This is a genomic window from uncultured Photobacterium sp., from assembly GCF_947039875.1.
Classification (GTDB): Bacteria; Pseudomonadota; Gammaproteobacteria; order Enterobacterales; family Vibrionaceae; genus Photobacterium.
In genome coordinates this window covers 48,500-66,637 of the sequence record NZ_CAMRAN010000021.1, presented here as the reverse complement: position 1 = coordinate 66,637, position 18,138 = coordinate 48,500, and the positions used below count along the sequence as shown (strand labels likewise).

Here is an 18,138-nt window from a genome sequence, read left to right as displayed (position 1 = left end):
GCTTCACTACCGGCTTCACTACCGGCTTCACTACCGGCTTCACTACCGGCTTCACTACCGGCTTCACCGCGACTGTCTTTTCAACCTCTGGTTGTGGCTCTGCTGACGGTTGCTCATCCGATTCAATAGTATAGGTTTCATCGCCAGATGAGGTTGAAGCTTGTGTATCAGTGGTCGCAACTACTGGCTCTTGCGGCAACACAACATTTGCATCTTCAGGCTCAGGAATCGTTTTGACTTCACTTTGTCCTCCCATTTTTGGTTGCAATGGGATACTTGCCAATTCTTCTTTATAATGTTCTTTCTTACCATCAAAAAAATCGGGTAGAAAAATAACGCCTACCGCGACTAGAATAATGGTTCCAATTAGTCGATTTTGAAATTGACTCGCCACAATGACTCCTGTTGGTATCTAAAACGAAAACACTGCACAATCACAATGTGCTCTCTTCACGTTCTACAACTTTAAATGAGTGGTTATTTGACCGACAGTGTAAAACGAGCCAAACACGATTACCACATCGTCTGCCCCTGCTTGTGTTAATGCTTGGTCAAATGCTAATTCTGGATTATCAAATCCACGACAACCTGTCGGTAAATACTGCAAAATATCATCAGCAACAGCGGCACGAGGTCCTTTTAATGACGCTGGATACCAACAATCAACACAATCACGCATAGCAGCAACGGTAGCGGCAATGTCTTTGTCATGCAGCATAGCAACAACAGCATGGACTTTGTTTTTACCTTCTTGTGCTTTGATAATCGCCAGTTGGGTCGCAAAATATTGTGCCGAATGTGGATTATGTGCCACATCCATAATAATTAATGGTTGTTCACTTACCCGCTGCATCCGCCCGGGTAAACGTGCATTACGCAAACCATCAACGATATTCTGATCGCTGATATCGAGCTCAGTGACTGACAATGCCATTAACGCTGTCGCAGCATTGGGTAAAGGTAGTTGTGGTAAAGGTAAATCTGTCAGTGAAAATGCCCCCACTTGCCAATGCCAACAATCACCTTTAACGTGATAATCAAACTGATACCCGACTTGATAAAACTCAGCTCCGATATCATCAGCGTGTGCGGGTACTGTCGCTGGAGGATGTGGCTGCCCACAAATCGCTGGCTTACCACCTCGAAAGATGCCCGCTTTTTCATAACCAATAACGTCAATGTTATCGCCAAGCCAATCAACGTGATCAATCGCTAAGCTAGTGATCACACATACATCATGATCAACAATATTAGTCGCATCTAAACGGCCACCTAAACCCACTTCTAATATCACAACATCAACTTGATGCTGCTTAAATAATGTCAGCGCAGATAACGTACCAAATTCAAACAAACTTAAACTGGTTTCACCACGTACAGCTTCCACATTAGCAAATGCTTGGCAATGCTCACTATCATCAAGCTCTTGGTTATTAATCCGTACGCGTTCGTTATAACGAACTAAATGAGGTGAACTATAAACCCCCACTTTATAACCCGCAGCTAAAAGAATGGCTTCAAGCATGGCACAGGTTGAGCCTTTACCATTAGTTCCTGCAACGGTGATCACACACGGCGCAGGCTTGATAAGATTAGCGTGTTGTGCAACTAATCTAACTCGGTCGAGTCCTAGATCAATTGCACTAGTATGAAGCTGTTCAAGATATTTTAGCCATGTTGAAAGCGCGGCTGTCGCTTGAGGAGGAGTCAATCCTGACATTGAAATCATTCACTTGTAGTAACGAACTGAATTATTAATTTACCACTGAAAGCCAAAGAACTTAATCACCAGAGGGGAATAAATTGCAAATTCTACCTAGAAAAAAATGCCACACTAATAAAAATCAATTAGGGTGGCATTTATTGGACATTAATCGTGGTGATTACCAACGGTAAACACACTCAATTAAAGATAATATTATCAGTCTTCTTGTTCTGCATCTTCTACAACAGGTTGTGGCTCTGGCTTACTATCAACAGACACAACTAACGGTGATGCTTGGTTAGTCATTTTAGCCATTAAGCCCGCAATACGTTGGCGCATTTCACGGCGATCAACAATCATATCAATCGCACCATGCTCAAGCAGAAACTCACTACGCTGAAAGCCTTCTGGTAGTTTTTCACGTACTGTTTGCTCAATAACACGTTGACCAGCAAAACCAATCAGTGCTTTTGGCTCACCAATATTAATATCACCAAGCATTGCAAGAGAAGCTGAAACACCGCCCATTGTTGGATCTGTTAATACAGAGAAGAACGGTAAACCTTTTGCAGATAGGCGTTCTAACGCAGCACTGGTTTTTGCCATTTGCATTAATGACATTAAGGCTTCTTGCATACGCGCACCACCACTGGCAGAGAAACACACCAATGGACAGTTCTTTTCAATGGCAGAATCAACTGCACGCACAAACTTAGCGCCAACAACCGAACCCATTGAGCCGCCCATAAAAGAGAATTCAAAGGCACAGGCAACAATAGGTAGACCAAGTAGCTCACCGTTCATCGCAACTAGAGCATCTTTCTCACCCGTTGCTTTTTGGGCTGCATATAAACGATCTTTGTATTTTTTAGAGTCGCGAAATTTAAGCTTATCTTGTGGCTCTAATTCTGCTGCGATTTCCACTTGTGTATCAGCATCAAGAAATGTTTCAAGACGGTGACGTGCTTTCATACGCATGTGATGGTCACATTTAGGGCAAACTTCAAGATTGCGCTCGAGATCTGCGTGATACAGAACCTGATCACAAGACGTACATTTCGTCCAGACACCTTCAGGAATTGATACCTTACGCGAAGATACGATGTTACTTTTCGTTAGAATCTTTTCAAGCCAGCTCATGAATGACCTTTCTTTTTTATTCTTCCGCCAATAATGACCGAAGAGACAAATTCATTAAATATTATCTACGATTAAAACATAATCTTATTAATCTGTAGATAAAAAACTGGTACTACCTTTTATAAGCCACTATGACATTTTAGAATAAAAACATCAATAATCGTTAAAAACAGTCATAACACGGTAAATTGTGCACCAACTATTTCGTCTGTATTAACAGCATCACTTACAAAAATAATGGACCTAAAGCCGAACGCGGCAAATTATATTCTGCAGGATAATCAACATCGACTAAATACAAACCTGCTGATTTTGCTGTTGGCCCCGCAATTCGACGATCTTTTTGTTCAAGTACCCACTTGATCCAATCAGGTTGCTTCTCACCTTTACCCACTTTAATTAAGCTACCTGCGATATTACGCACCATGTGGTGCACAAACGCATTGGCTTTAATGTCGATAACGATAAAGTCACCTTTACGGGTTACGGTCAAATGCTCTAATCGACGCCACGGACTGCGTGACTGACATTGGCTGGCACGAAATGAAGTATAGTCATGTTCACCAATTAAATATTGCGCGGCTTCATGCATTTTTGCTTCATCAAGATGACCATGGTAATGGCTAACACCGTGTTGGAAAATAGCCGGACGCACTGAATGATTGTAAATCACATAACGGTAGCGACGAGCGGTAGCAGAGAAACGTGCATGAAAATCTTCATTTACTTCATGTGCCCAACGAACAGCAATATCTTTAGGAAGGTATGCATTAACGCCCATGGTCCACGCGGCCATTTTACGTTCAATATCAACATCGAAGTGAACCACTTGTCCAGTACCGTGAACACCAGTATCGGTACGCCCTGCACAAAAAACAGCAATCGGCTGATTAGCAATGTGTGACAACGCTTTTTCTAAACGCTCTTGAACACTATCCACATCGACTTGACGCTGCCAACCACAATATTTAGCACCATCGTATTCTATACCTAACGCTATTCGCATAATCTCACTTCGACTTAATTCAACATAAACACACAGGCGATGTTATTTAAGCGCCTGTTCAAAACAGAGGGTGAAGTATAGGGGATTTCGAGGGGTGAGGAAAGTAGGGACGAGGAAGAGCTAAAGATATCGAGTTTAGAGATTATTAATGTCGAGACAGCCCAATATACGTGATCCCGGAAGTTGAGGCACGAAACTATCCGGGATCTACTCACCGCGTGCTTGAGCCTTAAAGATACCAGTGAATTCAATGACTCCACAACGCGCTAACAATAGATTCCCTATCACCCTCGCGGGCATTCGCTGTAGGGAATGACGGGGGGATTTTCCGTCATCCCGGAAGTTGAGGCACGAAACTATCCGGGATCTACTCACCGCGTTATTGAGCCTTAAAGAAACCAATGAAAACATGCTAAAAATCCACAACAAACACTAGCTCCACAACGCGCGAACAGTAGATTCCCTATCGCCCTCGCGGGCATTCGCTGTAGGGAATGACTGGGTTGGGACGGACATTCATTGTAAAAAATCACGAGGGTTTAGGCACAAAAAAAGCGACAGGCTTTCACCCATCGCTTTTTATCTCGAAACTCGAAACCTCGTCCTGCTGTTCCTCGCCCCTAAATACGCCTACTTCTTCGTCTTAAACTTATCTAGCAAGGCGTTTGCTTCTGCTTTTGTCTCGCCGTCACCTTTTAAAACGATGTCTTGTAGCAAATCAACTGCGCCACCAATATCGTTCATTTCTAGATATGCTTTCGCAAGATCCAATTGACCTGCATATTCACCAGTACTATCAACATCAAATTGACGGATATTAGCGAACATATCAGTAAAATCATTTAAACCCACATCAAGGTTTAACGGCTTTTCATCAGGATTTTCTTGATGATAATTAGGATCACCAGCTAGCAACTCATCAATACTAATATAATGAGGTGACGTCACCGCTTTAATATCCGCAGGTACAAGATCAGGCTGCTTAGACCAATCTTCACTCGCAAGTTCAGGATCTGTCGTCACACCTTTCCAAACTGCGGCTTCATCTTCTGCTAAAACATCTTCGTTATCGGCAATAGCGCTATTAACCGTAGGGGCCAATAGCTGATCACGTTCATCGTTATTAAGTCCACGCTGCGATATAACCTCTGTCGCGTCAGCATCATCAAACAACAATGCATCCATATCTAAGCCAGCAGAATAAGCACGATCTTGTTCAGCTTCAGGAGAATGATCAACCTCAGAAGTTACATCATTAGATCCTGATTGTGATTTAAACCCACGTTCAAGTGCGTATTGTTCTAATTCATGTTGCTCTTCAAATGATGCGAATAATGCTTCATGTTCATCAAATTCAGGCAAGCTACTTGCGTCAATATTATCAAACGCATATTCCAAATTACGAGCAGTATCAAACGGAGAGTATTCAGCTCCTGCATTAGTCGTACTCGCCTCTGTGAACGATTGTTGACGTTGTTCAGCGGCTTGTGCGGCTTGCTGTAATTGACGCGTAACATTATCGATTGCAACTTGCTCATCAATCTCAGAGCGATCATCCATTTGTTCTAATGGCGATGCTTGCGGATCATCAAAAGCAGCGTTTTCATCAAATTCAGGTAAGTCATCAAGGCTTAACGGTGTGTTATGTACTGCATCGGCCGCAGGTAAAGCTGGCATTTGATCATCATAATGCTCAAACGCGGCTTGCTCATCAAACTCAGGTAGATCATCTAAATTAAATGCCGTTGTTGCTGGATCTGCCGCTAACAGTTCATCTAATAAATCCGTACTATTTTCATCAAACTTAATATCAGATGTTACTGCTTGAGTATCACTTTCATCTGCTAATAATTCATCTAGCAGCTCAGTACTGTTTTCAGGTAACTCAATCTCGCTATCCAGTGACTTTACGTCATCTTCTGCGACTAAATCATCTAATAATTCAGTGCTATTTTCAGCAAATAATGAGTCGCTGTCGTTAGTTTCTGTTTGAGTCGTTGTTGAAGTAATATCAGGTAAATCATGATTAAACTGAGTAAATAACGCATCCAATTCATCTTGAGAAACAACGGTAGTTCCCTCTAACTCAGCTTCTGAGTTCTCAGAATCAGGGCTTGATGCTTGCGCTTGTTGCAAAATCTCATCTAATAACGCTTGATCAGATAATTGCTCCTCGGTATCACTCTCTTCTACCGCTACTAATGCTGTTGATAGTGTTGTTTCGTCATATTCAGACAAATCAAAATTAGCATTATCTTCTTCGCTCAGCGATTTTTCCCACAACGCAGCTAATGCTTCATCTGCGCTCGGCTCTGGCTTGGCATCAAGCTCATCGAGTGCACGCGACATATCTTCCAGACCAATAGCATTATCGTTAGAGACCGAAATAGAACCAAAGCTGTTATCAAATACGTTATCATCGAAGTCGGTATCCGTTGTCGAACTAACGGCTTGAGGTGCTTCATTTTCTGATCCGTTAACAACCTCTGCTATCTCTGCAATAACACTCTCTTGTTTCTTCGCTGGCTTGTTAAGCTCTATATCAGCAAATAAATCATCATCTGCAAATAAATCATCAAGATCGTCGTTACGATCGATATCGACTAAATTAATCGGCGCTACAACAGCGGTGCTATTATCATTATCTGCAATAGGAGCAAGTAACGATTGCGGTTCAGGATCATTTTTCTTACGGCGAAATAACAATAAAGCCAGTAATGCTGCAATCAAACCGCCAGGAATAATACCAGCAGCTGCCAATGCCCATGGATTGTTGGTGAAGCGATCAAGCCATGTTGTCGCAACTGGCGCCTCTGATTGTTGAAGTTGCTGTTGCTCTAAAAACGACACCATTTTTTGGCGAATACTGTCACTTTCAGTGATTTGCTCTTTCAATGCATCCATATCTTGCTGCATAGCAGATAACCGTAACCGTAATGCATGGTTACTTTCTACTAGCGCATTCATTTTAACATCAGCAACATCAGCAACATCAACTTGTGGTGTTGATGGAATAACGGCTATGTTATCTCCGTTAATCTTGTCATTAACCTCACTCGTCACAACATCTGTTAATACTGCATCTTTCGCTGTGGGTGTCGTCGTGGCAACACCTTCTGCTTTAATCGATATCGCTTTTGAATCAGTATCGGTTTCAGGCCTTGTTTTAGCGGCAATATTAGTCGGCGTTAACGATGGTTTAGGTGATAACTTAATGGCTTGAGGGGGTTTAGCTACAGCAGCTTTCCTCTCAGCTAAACGTCTTTTTCCTAATTCCGTCGCATAAGGCGCACGTAATTGATCTGCCGCTAATTTACGGCTGACTGAACTCACACGTTGTTGCCGAATTTGATCTATTGTCGGCAGTTTTAAATAACTCCCAGGTAGCAACGAGTGAATATTATTATTTTCAAAAGCATCACGGTTTAGCTTATAGATAGCACCAATAACTTTAAAAATAGACACGTTTTTATTGGGTAAATGACGTGATGCAATCCCCCATAATGTTTCATTTTCATAGGTCGGACCATACTTACGCGCCATTGACGACGATGTTGAAAACTGTTTTGTCGGTATGTTTAATTGGCTCGTGGTAGCTTCTCGATTTAGAGTTGCGTAAGAGCTATCTTCATTTTCGGGACCGACTATACGTATAGTATTGGCATTCACTACCGGTAAGTAAGAAGAAATAGTAACAAAAGCTACCGGTAGTACCATACGCTTAAGTATTCTTGGGATGTTAGACACTGCCTACATTCCTCTTTGGCAGAGATAAAATTGCTCGAAATCGCCACATGACAACAAATTCGAAATAATAGTTTCTGATGATAACGACCTAATAATAACGACCACTATCAATAAAGCTTGAATAGCTCTATTTAATCATAATAAACGCCATATTATGTCAAGTTATCAGCAAAAGAAAAGCAAGCAGCTAACGAAATAAAAAAGCGACAGGCTTGCACCCATCGCTTTGTTATTGTGTTAGCAAGTTTGTTCGCACTATTCGTGTTGATACACAGTAATAACGCGATCTAGACCTTACTTTCATTGCTGTTAATTATAAATAGTCTGCAATTAATTTTTCAGCAATCTGAACACTGTTAGTTGCCGCACCTTTACGCACGTTATCAGCCACAATCCACATATTTAGACCACATGGGTGACTAATATCTTCACGAATACGGCCAATCATTACATGATCTTTACCAACAGCATCCGTTACTTGTGTTGGGTATTCGTTGCCAGGGAAGACTTCGATACCATCAGTATTTTCAAGTAAGTTAATCGCTTCTTCTAATACGATTGGTTGATGTGTTTCAACATGCACCGCTTCGCCATGACCAAAGAATGAAGACACACGCACACAAGTTGGATTCACACGAATACTAGCATCGCCTAAAATCTTTTGTGTTTCCCACACCATTTTCATTTCTTCTTTGGTGTAGCCGTTATCCATAAACTCATCAATATGAGGAATACAGTTAAATGCAATTTGCTTATCGTAAGCTTTAGTTTCAATCGGCAAACCATTAAGCAATTTCGCTGTTTGCCCTGCTAGTTCATCGATACCTTTACGACCAGAACCAGAAACTGATTGGTACGTTGCAACGTTAATACGATCAATACCGTAAGCATCTTGAATCGGCTTCAGTGCGACTAACATTTGAATCGTTGAACAGTTAGGGTTAGCAATAATATTACGGTTACGGTAATCCGCAATCGCTTCAGGGTTCACTTCTGGAATCACTAACGGTACGTCATATTCGTAACGGAATTCAGAGGTATTATCGATAACAACAACACCTTGCTCTGCGGCAATCGGGGCCCAATGGCGTGATGCTTCAGCACCTGCTGAGAACAAAGCAATTTGCACTTGGCTCCAGTCGAAATCTTCTACATTACGAACGCGGGTTGATTTGCCTTTAAAACGTAACGCTTTACCTGCGCTACGCTCACTTGCCAACAAGTAAAGATTGCGAACAGGAAAATTACGTGCTTCTAGCACTTCGACCATAGCTTCGCCTACTGCGCCTGTTGCGCCGAGTATTGCGATATCATATTCCTGACTCATTGAGTGACCTCTACTACTGTAAAACCTAATTTAGCCAGCGACTCTACCGCAAACTCGGCCTTCGCCGCTACTGTAATCGCACTATATTCACGTCGATCCCAGTAATTTTTACGCATTAGATCAAATGCGGTCGCCATTTTGCTGTTATCGTCGCCAGCAGCTAACATTTCACGACGGAAAATACCGTCGTCTTTACGAACATCATAAACTAATTGGATCAAGCTAAATAACGTCGCTTCATCCCATTGTCTGCTTAATTGTACCTGTGGTACAGGCGCAATCGGCAATAAATCACTCGCTAACGCATGGTGATCATTACTTAAAAACTGACAAAAACTGTTAAACACCATCGTGGTGCCACGTGCTTTACCTTCAAGGCCGTATCCTGCTACGTGTGGAGTCGCAAATGCTAATAACGGCAATAATGCTAAATCAACTAACGGTTCTTGTTCAAACACATCTAATACAGCAGTTAATGTTTTACCACAGCCATCAACTGAGGCTTGTAATGCCTGTTTTAACGCTTGGTTATCCACTACAGGACCACGAGCAGCATTAATTAAAATCGCATTGGGCTGCATTGCCGCTAGAAAATTAGCATCAATTAAATGATGGGTTGGATATTCACCGTCACGTGTAATCGGTGTATGAGCGGTGATCACATCACATTCAGCTAATAAGGTTTCTAGAGAATCAAACTGGCGCTGATCACCTTCCGCTTGTTTTAAGGGATCGTTTAATAAATACCGAATACCCAGCGCATCCAAACATTTCGCTAAATACGTTCCTACATTACCCGCACCGATAATGCCAACCGTGCGATCAAAAATAGAAAAATTCTGCTGCTGGCCTAATACCATCAAGCTACTTAACACATATTCAGCCACACCCACTTTGTTACAGCCAGGTGCTGCGGTAAATGTAATTCCCTTTCCAGCTAACAAGTCATGATCAACATGATCTTGACCTGCGGTTGCAGTACCCACAAATTTAAGTTTGGCGGCTTTAGCAATCAAATCAGCATTAACTTTAGTGACAGAACGGATCATTAAAGCATCAATATCCACTAAATCATCAGCAGTTAATGTGCGTCCAGGTTTTGCAATAACGTCGCCTAACTGGCTAAATAATTCCTGAGCATAGGGCATGTTTTCATCGATAAGGATTTTCATTAAGGCTTTCCCTGCTTTACTTAATCAGCACCGAATAAATCTCGGGTGTATACTTTATCTTGAACATCTTCAAGTTCGATAGCCATGCGATTAGACACAATAACATCAGACATTGTTTTAAAAATGTCGAAATCTTTAATCACTTTTGAATTAAAAAATTCATCTTCTTCAACTACGGGTTCAAACACGACCACTTCAATACCTTTAGCTTTTATACGCTTCATAATACCTTGAATACTTGATGCGCGAAAATTATCAGAACCTGATTTCATAATTAAGCGATAAATACCAACAACTTTAGGCTGTCTAGATATAATAGAGTCAGCAATAAAATCTTTACGGGTAGTGTTTGCATCAACAATAGCACCAATAATATTATTAGGTACATCTCGATAATTTGCGCGTAACTGCTTGGTATCTTTAGGTAGACAATAACCGCCATATCCAAATGAAGGGTTATTATAATGATTACCAATTCTAGGATCTAAACCAACACCTTCAATGATTTGACGACTATCTAAGTTAAGTGCTTCAGCATAACTATCAAGCTCATTAAAATAAGCGACCCGCATAGCAAGGTACGTATTTGAAAATAACTTAACTGCTTCAGCTTCTGTTGATTGAGTAAATAACACCGCAATATCTTGTTTTTCCGCGCCTTGCTTTAAAAGATCTGCAAATCTCTCAGCGCGTTCAGAACACTCACCCACAATAATACGAGAAGGATATAAGTTATCGTAAAGGGCACGACCTTCCCGTAAAAACTCAGGTGAGAACATAATATTATTAATACCAAACTGTTGTTTAATACTTTCAGTATATCCAACGGGAACCGTTGATTTAATTACCATTGTGGCCGCTGGATTTTTTGCTATAACATCTTTAATCACCGCTTCTACTGAACTGGTATTAAAATAGTTAGAAATGGGGTCATAATCTGTTGGGGTTGCAATAATAACAAACTCAGCACCATCATAAGCATGTGCAGCATCAGTTGTGGCGACAAGGTTTAACATTTTTTTTTGTAAAAACGCTTCAATCTCCTGATCAACAATGGGAGATAAACCTTGATTAATAAGTGCAACTTTCTCTTCAATAATATCAAGCGCTACAACTTCGTTATGCTGTGATAACAAGACAGCATTAGATAAACCAACATAGCCAGTGCCTACGACAGTAATTTTCATTACTTAACCTCAATCTATTAATGTGTAAGTAATGATTATTCATCCCTTACTTATTATTGCTTAGTTTAACTGTAACGAAGAACAAGGGAAAGAAGATGACGAGGTGGCAAAGTGGCAAAGTGGCAAAGTGGCAAAGTGGCAAAGTGGCAAAGTGGCAAATTACAGAAATAAAAGAACAAGTCTAACGTTTATTCCCAATCTATCTTTTACATGCCATCCTCATATTGCGAATATTCAAAATAATCACGATAAAACAACACATAATAAAATAAGCATTAAATATGATCAAAATAAAGCAGAAAAGTGGCATAGCTCAATGCATATATCCCACCAAGTAATAAAAAAGAATAACATATTTTACGATATATATTTCGTCTAACAGGCTGATATAAATAACAACTAGGGCAACGAGTTGCTGTTGTAAATAAAAATTGCCCACATTTACGGCACGGTTTTAATCTATCCACAATCTATTTCCATATAGACAATACTAATAGGGTATATATCTTCTATTTATACATCATATCTCAATAAATAAATGTAGAACTGTCCGCATTTTATATACATGAATAATAATGAGGCATTATTATATATACCGTATTACCTTCTTTTACTCTCCTTTATACCTAAATTTTGTTTTATTCTCGAAACCTCGTCCCTGCTCTTCCTCGCTCCTCAAACCTCACACATACAAAAAAGCGACAGGCTTTCACCTATCGCTTCTTATTTACGCTGTAATTATCAAACAACAAAATCTCGCTGATCGAAACCTCGCCCCTTGAAAACTAATTCTTACGCTTCGTACTTCTTAATCACTAGCGTTGCGTTTGTGCCACCGAAACCAAAGCTGTTAGACATTACAGTTTTAAGTTCAACATCACGCTTCTCAGTCACAATATCAAGGCCTTTAGCTGCTTCGTCTAGGTTATCAATGTTGATACTTGGCGCAACAAAGCCATGCTCAAGCATTAATGTTGAGTAGATAGCTTCGTGAACACCAGCCGCACCTAGTGCGTGACCAGTCATTGCTTTAGTTGCAGAGATAGCAGGGCTATGATCGTTAAATAGCTCTTGAATAGCACCAAGCTCTTTTAGATCGCCAACAGGTGTTGATGTACCGTGAGTGTTGATGTAGTCAACTGGCGCATCAAGGTCTTTCATTGCCATCTTCATACAACGCACTGCGCCTTCACCTGATGGTGCTACCATATCGTAGCCGTCAGATGTCGCACCATAACCTACGATCTCACCGTAGATTTTTGCGCCACGTGCTAATGCGTGCTCAAGTTCTTCAACAACCACCATACCGCCGCCGCCAGAGATAACAAAACCGTCACGGTCTGCATCGTAAGTACGTGATGCTTTTGATGGATCATCGTTGTACTTAGTAGACAACGCGCCCATTGCATCAAACATCATGGTTAGTGACCAATCAAGTTCTTCACCGCCACCAGCAAAAACAACATCTTGTTTGCCTAGTTGAATAAGCTCAACCGCGTGACCGATACAGTGTGCAGATGTTGCACATGCAGAACTCATGGTGTAGTTAACACCGCGAATTTTAAATGGTGTTGCTAGACATGCAGAAACAGTTGAAGACATAGTACGTGGCACCATGTAAGGACCTACACGCTTAACGCCTTTTTCACGTAGTGTGTCGACTGCATGATATTGGTTGTATGATGATGCACCACCAGAACCTGCAACTAAACCAGTACGCTCGTTAGATACTTGATCTTCCGCTAGACCAGAATCCGCAACCGCTTGTTCCATAGATAGGTAAGCAAACGCAGCCGCATCACCCATGAAACGCATTTTTTTACGATCAATGTGCTCAGACGGTGTGATTTTTAGATCACCCCAAACATTTGAACGCAATTTCATTTCAGCGAATTGCTCAGAGTAGTTAATACCTGATTTGCCAGTTTTTAGGGATTCTAATACTTCAGCAACGTTGTTACCGATACTAGATACAATACCCATGCCTGTAATTACGGCTCGTTTCATGATGAATTCCTACTGATATTAATGGAAATACCTACTCACTTAATGAAACAACGATTGTTCCACTTCAATGACTAGAATACGTCCCAAACGGCTTTAAAATCTGCGCTCACATTCCCTCTTTCGTTAGCGATGGCGAACGAAAACACGCGATATTAAAGATGTTTGGGCCGATAGTGCCTAATTTAATCTTCTTCTTTAAAAAAAAACAAAAAAGTTAACGATTATTTAGTACGAGAACTATAACGGCTTTGCTCCTGAAAAGTGGTCAGCTTTCCTGTATTTCAGGTACAATCTAGTCAAAATTGCCCTTCAATCGCATTTAGAACCCCTAATTGATGCATTTTCATGCATAAAGTGGTGGCAAAATGCTCAGCAGCTAAAACAAGAGGTTCGTTTTGTCTCGTCCTACTCCAGCAAAGTCTACACTCCGGATTGAAAATGCCATCCTTGATTGGAACGACGTTGGTAACCCATTATCCACTGACTTTGACGATATTTATTTTTCAAATGACGATGGACTAGAAGAAACACGTTATGTGTTCATCAAACAAAATGGCTTACCTGAGCGCTGGCATGATTTTGATCGACGTCGATTTGTGGTTGCAGAAACAGGGTTTGGTACTGGACTTAATTTTTTTGCACTGTGGCAAACATTTAAAGCCTTTCGTGAGCAACACCCAGACGCGACCGTCAAAGAATTACACTTTATTAGCTTTGAAAAAGCTCCTATCACTAAACAAGATCTGCTAAAAGCACACCAAGTATGGCCTGAACTAGCCGAGTTCACTCAAAAGCTTGATCAACATTATCCACCTGCCGTTGCTGATTGTCACCGTATTGTGCTTGAAGACGGTATGATCACCCTTGATTTATGGTTTGGCGATATTAAAGAATGTATGCCTCAAGTTTGGGTCGGCAATGACGGCATTGTTGATGCTTGGTTCTTAGATGGTTTTGCGCCAAAGAAAAACCCTGAAATGTGGAGTCAAAGCCTCTTTAATGGCATGGCTAACATGGCACGCTCTGGATGTACAATTTCCACATTTACAGCCGCAGGTTTTGTTCGTCGAGGTTTAAGTGATGCAGGCTTTGATATTAAAAAAGCCAAAGGTTTTGGGGTTAAGCGTCATATGACCGTGGGTACCGTCATTAAAAACCACCAGCAAGCGAATTTTAAACCGTGGTTTGCACGTAGTTCACAACAAACCGCTCAATCAGAGCCAAGCGATATTGCCATTATTGGCGGGGGTGTCGCTTCAGCAACAACCGCTATTGCATTAATTCGTCGTGGCCAAACGGTCAGCTTATATTGTGCTGATAGCGAATTAGCCCAAGGCGCATCAGGCAATCGTCAAGGCGCAGTATATCCGCTTCTTAATGGTAAACATGACGCCCTCTCTCGTTTTTTTGCGCCAGGCTTTATTTATGCGCGTCAATTTGTTGAACAAGCGGCTCAATACTGCCAATTTGATCATGATTGGTGTGGCGTCACCCAATTAGCATGGGATGAGAACGGTAAAAATCTCACTGAAACAGAAAAACAACACGCAATCACGACTAATGATAAAAAACTTGGTCGTCAGACCCAAAAATTAGATTGTATGTTAGCGGGGGGCTTTCCATCATCATTAGTGCAAAGTTTGACTGTTGAGCAAACCCTTGCAATCACAGGTGTTGAAACTGATTGTCGCAGTGTTAATTATCCGCTCGGTGGCTGGTTATGCCCACAACAATTAACCCAAGCATTAATAGAATCTGCCGTTAAAACGGGTAAACTGACATTACACCTTAATAGTGATATTACGACACTTGAGCAAATTGAAACCGAGAATAGTCACCACCAATGGCAGCTAACATTAGCTAATGGTACAACGGTTAATCACACCACCGTTGTTGTGGCTAATGGTCATCGCTTTAATCAATATCCACAAACAGCGCCGATTCCAACCTCATCAGTACGCGGCCAAGTTAGCCATGTACCAACGAATACTCAATTAGCCAAACTTGAAACAGTATTGTGTTATGACGGCTACTTAACCCCAGCTAACACCCATTCAGACAGTCATTGTATTGGCGCCAGTTATGCTCGTCGTAATTGCGATCTTGATTACAATGAAGTAGACCAACAACAAAACAAACAGCGTTTATTAGACAGTGTTCCCGCAACAGCCTCATGGGCGAGTGAGATTGATGTTGACGCATTTGATCAACCCTCACGCGCACGCATTGGTGTCCGTTGTGCCAGTCGCGATCATTTACCGTTTGTTGGCAATGTGTGTCGCTATGATGATTTGATTAAGCAATATCAAGATCTAAAAGATAATCAGCTGTACGCACAAAATGTCCCCGTCTACAAAAACCTATTTGCCATTGTTGGACTAGGCTCACGCGGGTTAAGTTCAGCACCTTTACTAGGTGAATTATTAGCGTCACAAATTTGTGGCGATCCACTACCATTACCACACACAGTGCTAGATGCGCTCCACCCTGGACGCATGTGGGTCCGAAAATTAGTCCGTGGGAAAGAGGTGAAGTAATAAGGTTTCGAGGGACGAGATTTTTAGGGGAGAGGGAGAGGAAGAGCAAAATTAAAGATAGCGAGTGTCGATAGATTTAGTACCGAGACTCGTTATCTCAATACAAAGACTTATAGGGTAGATTTGGTATCCACTCAGTCTATTATCCACCATCAGAATTACAACTTAATAGATTACCTTCACATCACGATAAAAGTTTTCATGAGATCCTAACGCTATTAGTTCTAAAGTAACCGTCCCATCCTCATAGCTATATCCAAGTAATGTCAATTGTTTTACCATTTTAAACTTGTAAACACGTAGAAATGACAGATCACCTTTTTTCTGTTCTCCGAGGTAAGGATCTGTCAAAAGCTGACGAATAGCATTATCAAGATCCGTTTTTTGATTTTTATGTAGTTTCTTTACCGCTTTTTTAAATGTGGGAGTTTGAAGAATTTGAGTAATGTTAATCAAAACTATAACTCTCTAATTTACCTGCTTCTTTTTCTGCTTTTGCAATAATAGCTTGCTTTACAAACTCGTACGGTAAGTCTGGATTATCTTCCATCATTTCACCAATTTTTGCCCAATGCTCAATTTGCTTAGGCGCTGTACGATTAAGTGCTTTTGCGATGATTGTTGCTTTATCAAAAAGCGCTTGGTCAATTCGAACGCTTGCTGTCGCCATTGTTCTATTCCTATTAAATAAATTCTTAACACTAACTGTAGCAAGTTGCTACAGTTGATGCAACTCGCTACTCAAAGGCAGAGACGAGGAGGAGCAAAGTTAAAGATGGCGAGTGGCGAGTTACTAAGGCATACCTGACCACTTCACTCGCTTTTATCTCGAAACTCGCAACCTCATCCCTGCTTTTCCTCGTCCCTAAAAACCTCGTTCCTGCCCTTCCTATCTCTTACTCACTTGCAGCTACGATAATTTCAGCCTCAGGCTTAACCCTTCGCAATTCAGTCGCTAATGCCGTTTGTGCTTCAAGATCGCCATGCACGACTTTAATCACTTGTGGCCCTTGCTCGATATCAGCTACAAAACTGACGAGATCCTCTTGTGCAGCATGGGCAGAATAGCCTGACAATTGATGGATCTGCGCAGCTACATCAATCACCTTATCGTCAATTTTAATGACTTTTTCGCCATCGACTAATGCCCGTCCAGTCGTACCTTGCGCTTGATAACCGGCAAAAATCACATCAGTACGTTTATCTGCTAATAAGGCTTTTAAATAGTTTACAACTCGCCCACCAGAGCACATACCGCTGGCGGCAACAATGATCGCAGGCTCACCTGAATGTTGAAGACGATTAACCAATTCAATATGGTCTGCATGGTTATCAATGGTAATACATTGTTCAAATGCTAATGGATGTCGCCCCATATAACGTCGTTGCTTGGCTTCTTTGGCCCATAACTCATGAAAATGACGATATTGTTCTGTTACCTTTTGTGCCAATGGTGAATCTAATATTATCGGTAAACTTTGCCAAACCCGTTTAATGGTTTGATCTTCATTAGGATCAACATCCACTTCTGCAATAATATTTTCGAGATCAAACAATAATTCTTGAGTACGACCAACACTAAAAGCAGGAATAATAATTGCGCCACCATCTTGCAATGAACGCTCAATGATCTGTTTTAATACCTGTTGACGATGCTCAAGTTGGTGGTGAGGTTTATCACCATAAGTACTTTCGATAACTAAAGTATGTGCAGCTGTCGGTGCAATAGGATCAGTTAATAATGGGGTATTTTTAGGTCCAAGATCGCCACTAAAAACCACTATTTCATTAGTCGGTAATTTAATCTCAATATAGGCAGAACCTAAAATATGCCCGGCAGGACGAAAACGAATCTTAACTAACTCACCAGTCGATAATACAATTTGTGCCCAGCAATCATAAGGTACCGGACGAATACGCTGGTGTATTAATGCCAATGCTTTTTCACATTGCTTTTTATTGAGCCCTAACTGAATTTTAAGTCCATCTTCTAGCATTAAGGGGACTAACGCTGCTGTTGCCTCGGTTGCATAAATAGGCCCAGAAAAACCCGCGGCAAGTAACCACGGCAAACGTCCAATGTGATCAATATGGCTATGAGTTAAGAGTAATGCAGCAATATTATTAATATCAAATTCAATATCTAACGTATCACGGGCTTCTTTACCTTGGAATAAACCACAATCAATTAATAAACTATTATCCCCCATAATAAGCTCATGACATGATCCCGTTACTCCCGTTTTCGCACCATGATGAACAATATTCACTGCTATCTTCTCCTGTTTATATTAAATAAGAAACCTATAG

At 41.2% G+C, this 18,138-nt stretch carries 12 protein-coding genes and 1 pseudogene; 1 reads left to right on the top strand and 12 read right to left on the bottom strand.

The annotated features are described in order from the left end of the window. From Q0V26_RS09485 to fabB, 9 genes and pseudogenes are all read right to left on the bottom strand, one after another. A pseudogene (locus Q0V26_RS09485) lies at nt 1-394 on the bottom strand (cell division protein DedD); the annotation flags it as partial. A 63-nt stretch (nt 395-457) separates the two neighbouring features. Next, nucleotides 458-1,720 carry a bifunctional tetrahydrofolate synthase/dihydrofolate synthase gene (gene folC, locus Q0V26_RS09480; RefSeq protein WP_297481148.1) on the bottom strand — a complete coding sequence of 421 codons (1,263 nt, stop codon included), beginning with the start codon at nt 1,718-1,720 and terminating at the stop codon, nt 458-460. Nucleotides 1,721-1,921: 201 nt separating this feature from the next. Further along, nucleotides 1,922-2,845, bottom strand: coding sequence for an acetyl-CoA carboxylase, carboxyltransferase subunit beta (accD, locus tag Q0V26_RS09475; RefSeq protein WP_297481145.1), 924 nt, complete (start codon nt 2,843-2,845; stop codon nt 1,922-1,924). A 226-nt stretch (nt 2,846-3,071) separates the two neighbouring features. Further along, entirely contained in the window at nt 3,072-3,851 is a 780-nt protein-coding gene (gene truA / locus Q0V26_RS09470) for a tRNA pseudouridine(38-40) synthase TruA (protein ID WP_080158001.1), read from the bottom strand. Between the two features lie 630 nt (nt 3,852-4,481). Next, nucleotides 4,482-7,598: a FimV/HubP family polar landmark protein gene (locus tag Q0V26_RS09465; protein ID WP_297481140.1), complete on the bottom strand. Its 3,117-nt coding sequence runs from the start codon at nt 7,596-7,598 to the stop codon at nt 4,482-4,484. A 313-nt stretch (nt 7,599-7,911) separates the two neighbouring features. After that, on the bottom strand, nt 7,912-8,925 hold the full coding sequence (locus Q0V26_RS09460) for an aspartate-semialdehyde dehydrogenase (RefSeq protein ID WP_297481137.1): 1,014 nt from the start codon (nt 8,923-8,925) through the stop codon (nt 7,912-7,914). Further along, the gene (locus Q0V26_RS09455; RefSeq protein ID WP_297481135.1) at nt 8,922-10,097 is read right to left on the bottom strand and encodes a 4-phosphoerythronate dehydrogenase; all 1,176 of its coding nucleotides are present in this window, start codon (nt 10,095-10,097) and stop codon (nt 8,922-8,924) included. Before Q0V26_RS09455 ends, Q0V26_RS09460 begins: the two co-directional genes overlap by 4 nt. Before the next feature lie 20 nt (nt 10,098-10,117). Beyond that, nucleotides 10,118-11,284, bottom strand: a complete 1,167-nt coding sequence (locus Q0V26_RS09450) for a nucleotide sugar dehydrogenase (RefSeq protein WP_297481132.1) — start codon at nt 11,282-11,284, stop codon at nt 10,118-10,120. Nucleotides 11,285-12,076: 792 nt separating this feature from the next. Then, complete coding sequence (fabB, locus tag Q0V26_RS09445; RefSeq protein WP_297481129.1) at nt 12,077-13,291, bottom strand: beta-ketoacyl-ACP synthase I; 1,215 nt, start codon at nt 13,289-13,291, stop codon at nt 12,077-12,079. Between the two features lie 395 nt (nt 13,292-13,686). Between fabB and mnmC the strand changes: the two genes are divergently transcribed. Further along, a complete protein-coding gene (mnmC, locus tag Q0V26_RS09440; protein ID WP_297481125.1) occupies nt 13,687-15,828 on the top strand; it encodes a bifunctional tRNA (5-methylaminomethyl-2-thiouridine)(34)-methyltransferase MnmD/FAD-dependent 5-carboxymethylaminomethyl-2-thiouridine(34) oxidoreductase MnmC in 2,142 nt (713 codons plus the stop codon). A 165-nt stretch (nt 15,829-15,993) separates the two neighbouring features. Here the strand turns inward: mnmC and Q0V26_RS09435 are convergent, their stop codons facing one another. The 3 genes from Q0V26_RS09435 to Q0V26_RS09425 all read right to left on the bottom strand — a co-directional run bounded on the left by Q0V26_RS09435 (nt 15,994) and on the right by Q0V26_RS09425 (nt 18,098). After that, nucleotides 15,994-16,284 (bottom strand): type II toxin-antitoxin system RelE/ParE family toxin, encoded by a 291-nt coding sequence (locus Q0V26_RS09435; protein ID WP_297481122.1) that lies wholly within the window; start codon nt 16,282-16,284, stop codon nt 15,994-15,996. After that, a complete protein-coding gene (locus Q0V26_RS09430) occupies nt 16,277-16,498 on the bottom strand; it encodes a hypothetical protein (RefSeq protein ID WP_297481119.1) in 222 nt (73 codons plus the stop codon). The genes Q0V26_RS09435 and Q0V26_RS09430 overlap by 8 nt, the downstream gene beginning before the upstream one ends. Before the next feature lie 226 nt (nt 16,499-16,724). Further along, nucleotides 16,725-18,098, bottom strand: coding sequence for an MBL fold metallo-hydrolase (locus Q0V26_RS09425; RefSeq protein ID WP_297481116.1), 1,374 nt, complete (start codon nt 18,096-18,098; stop codon nt 16,725-16,727). Between the last annotated feature and the right edge of the window lie 40 nt (nt 18,099-18,138).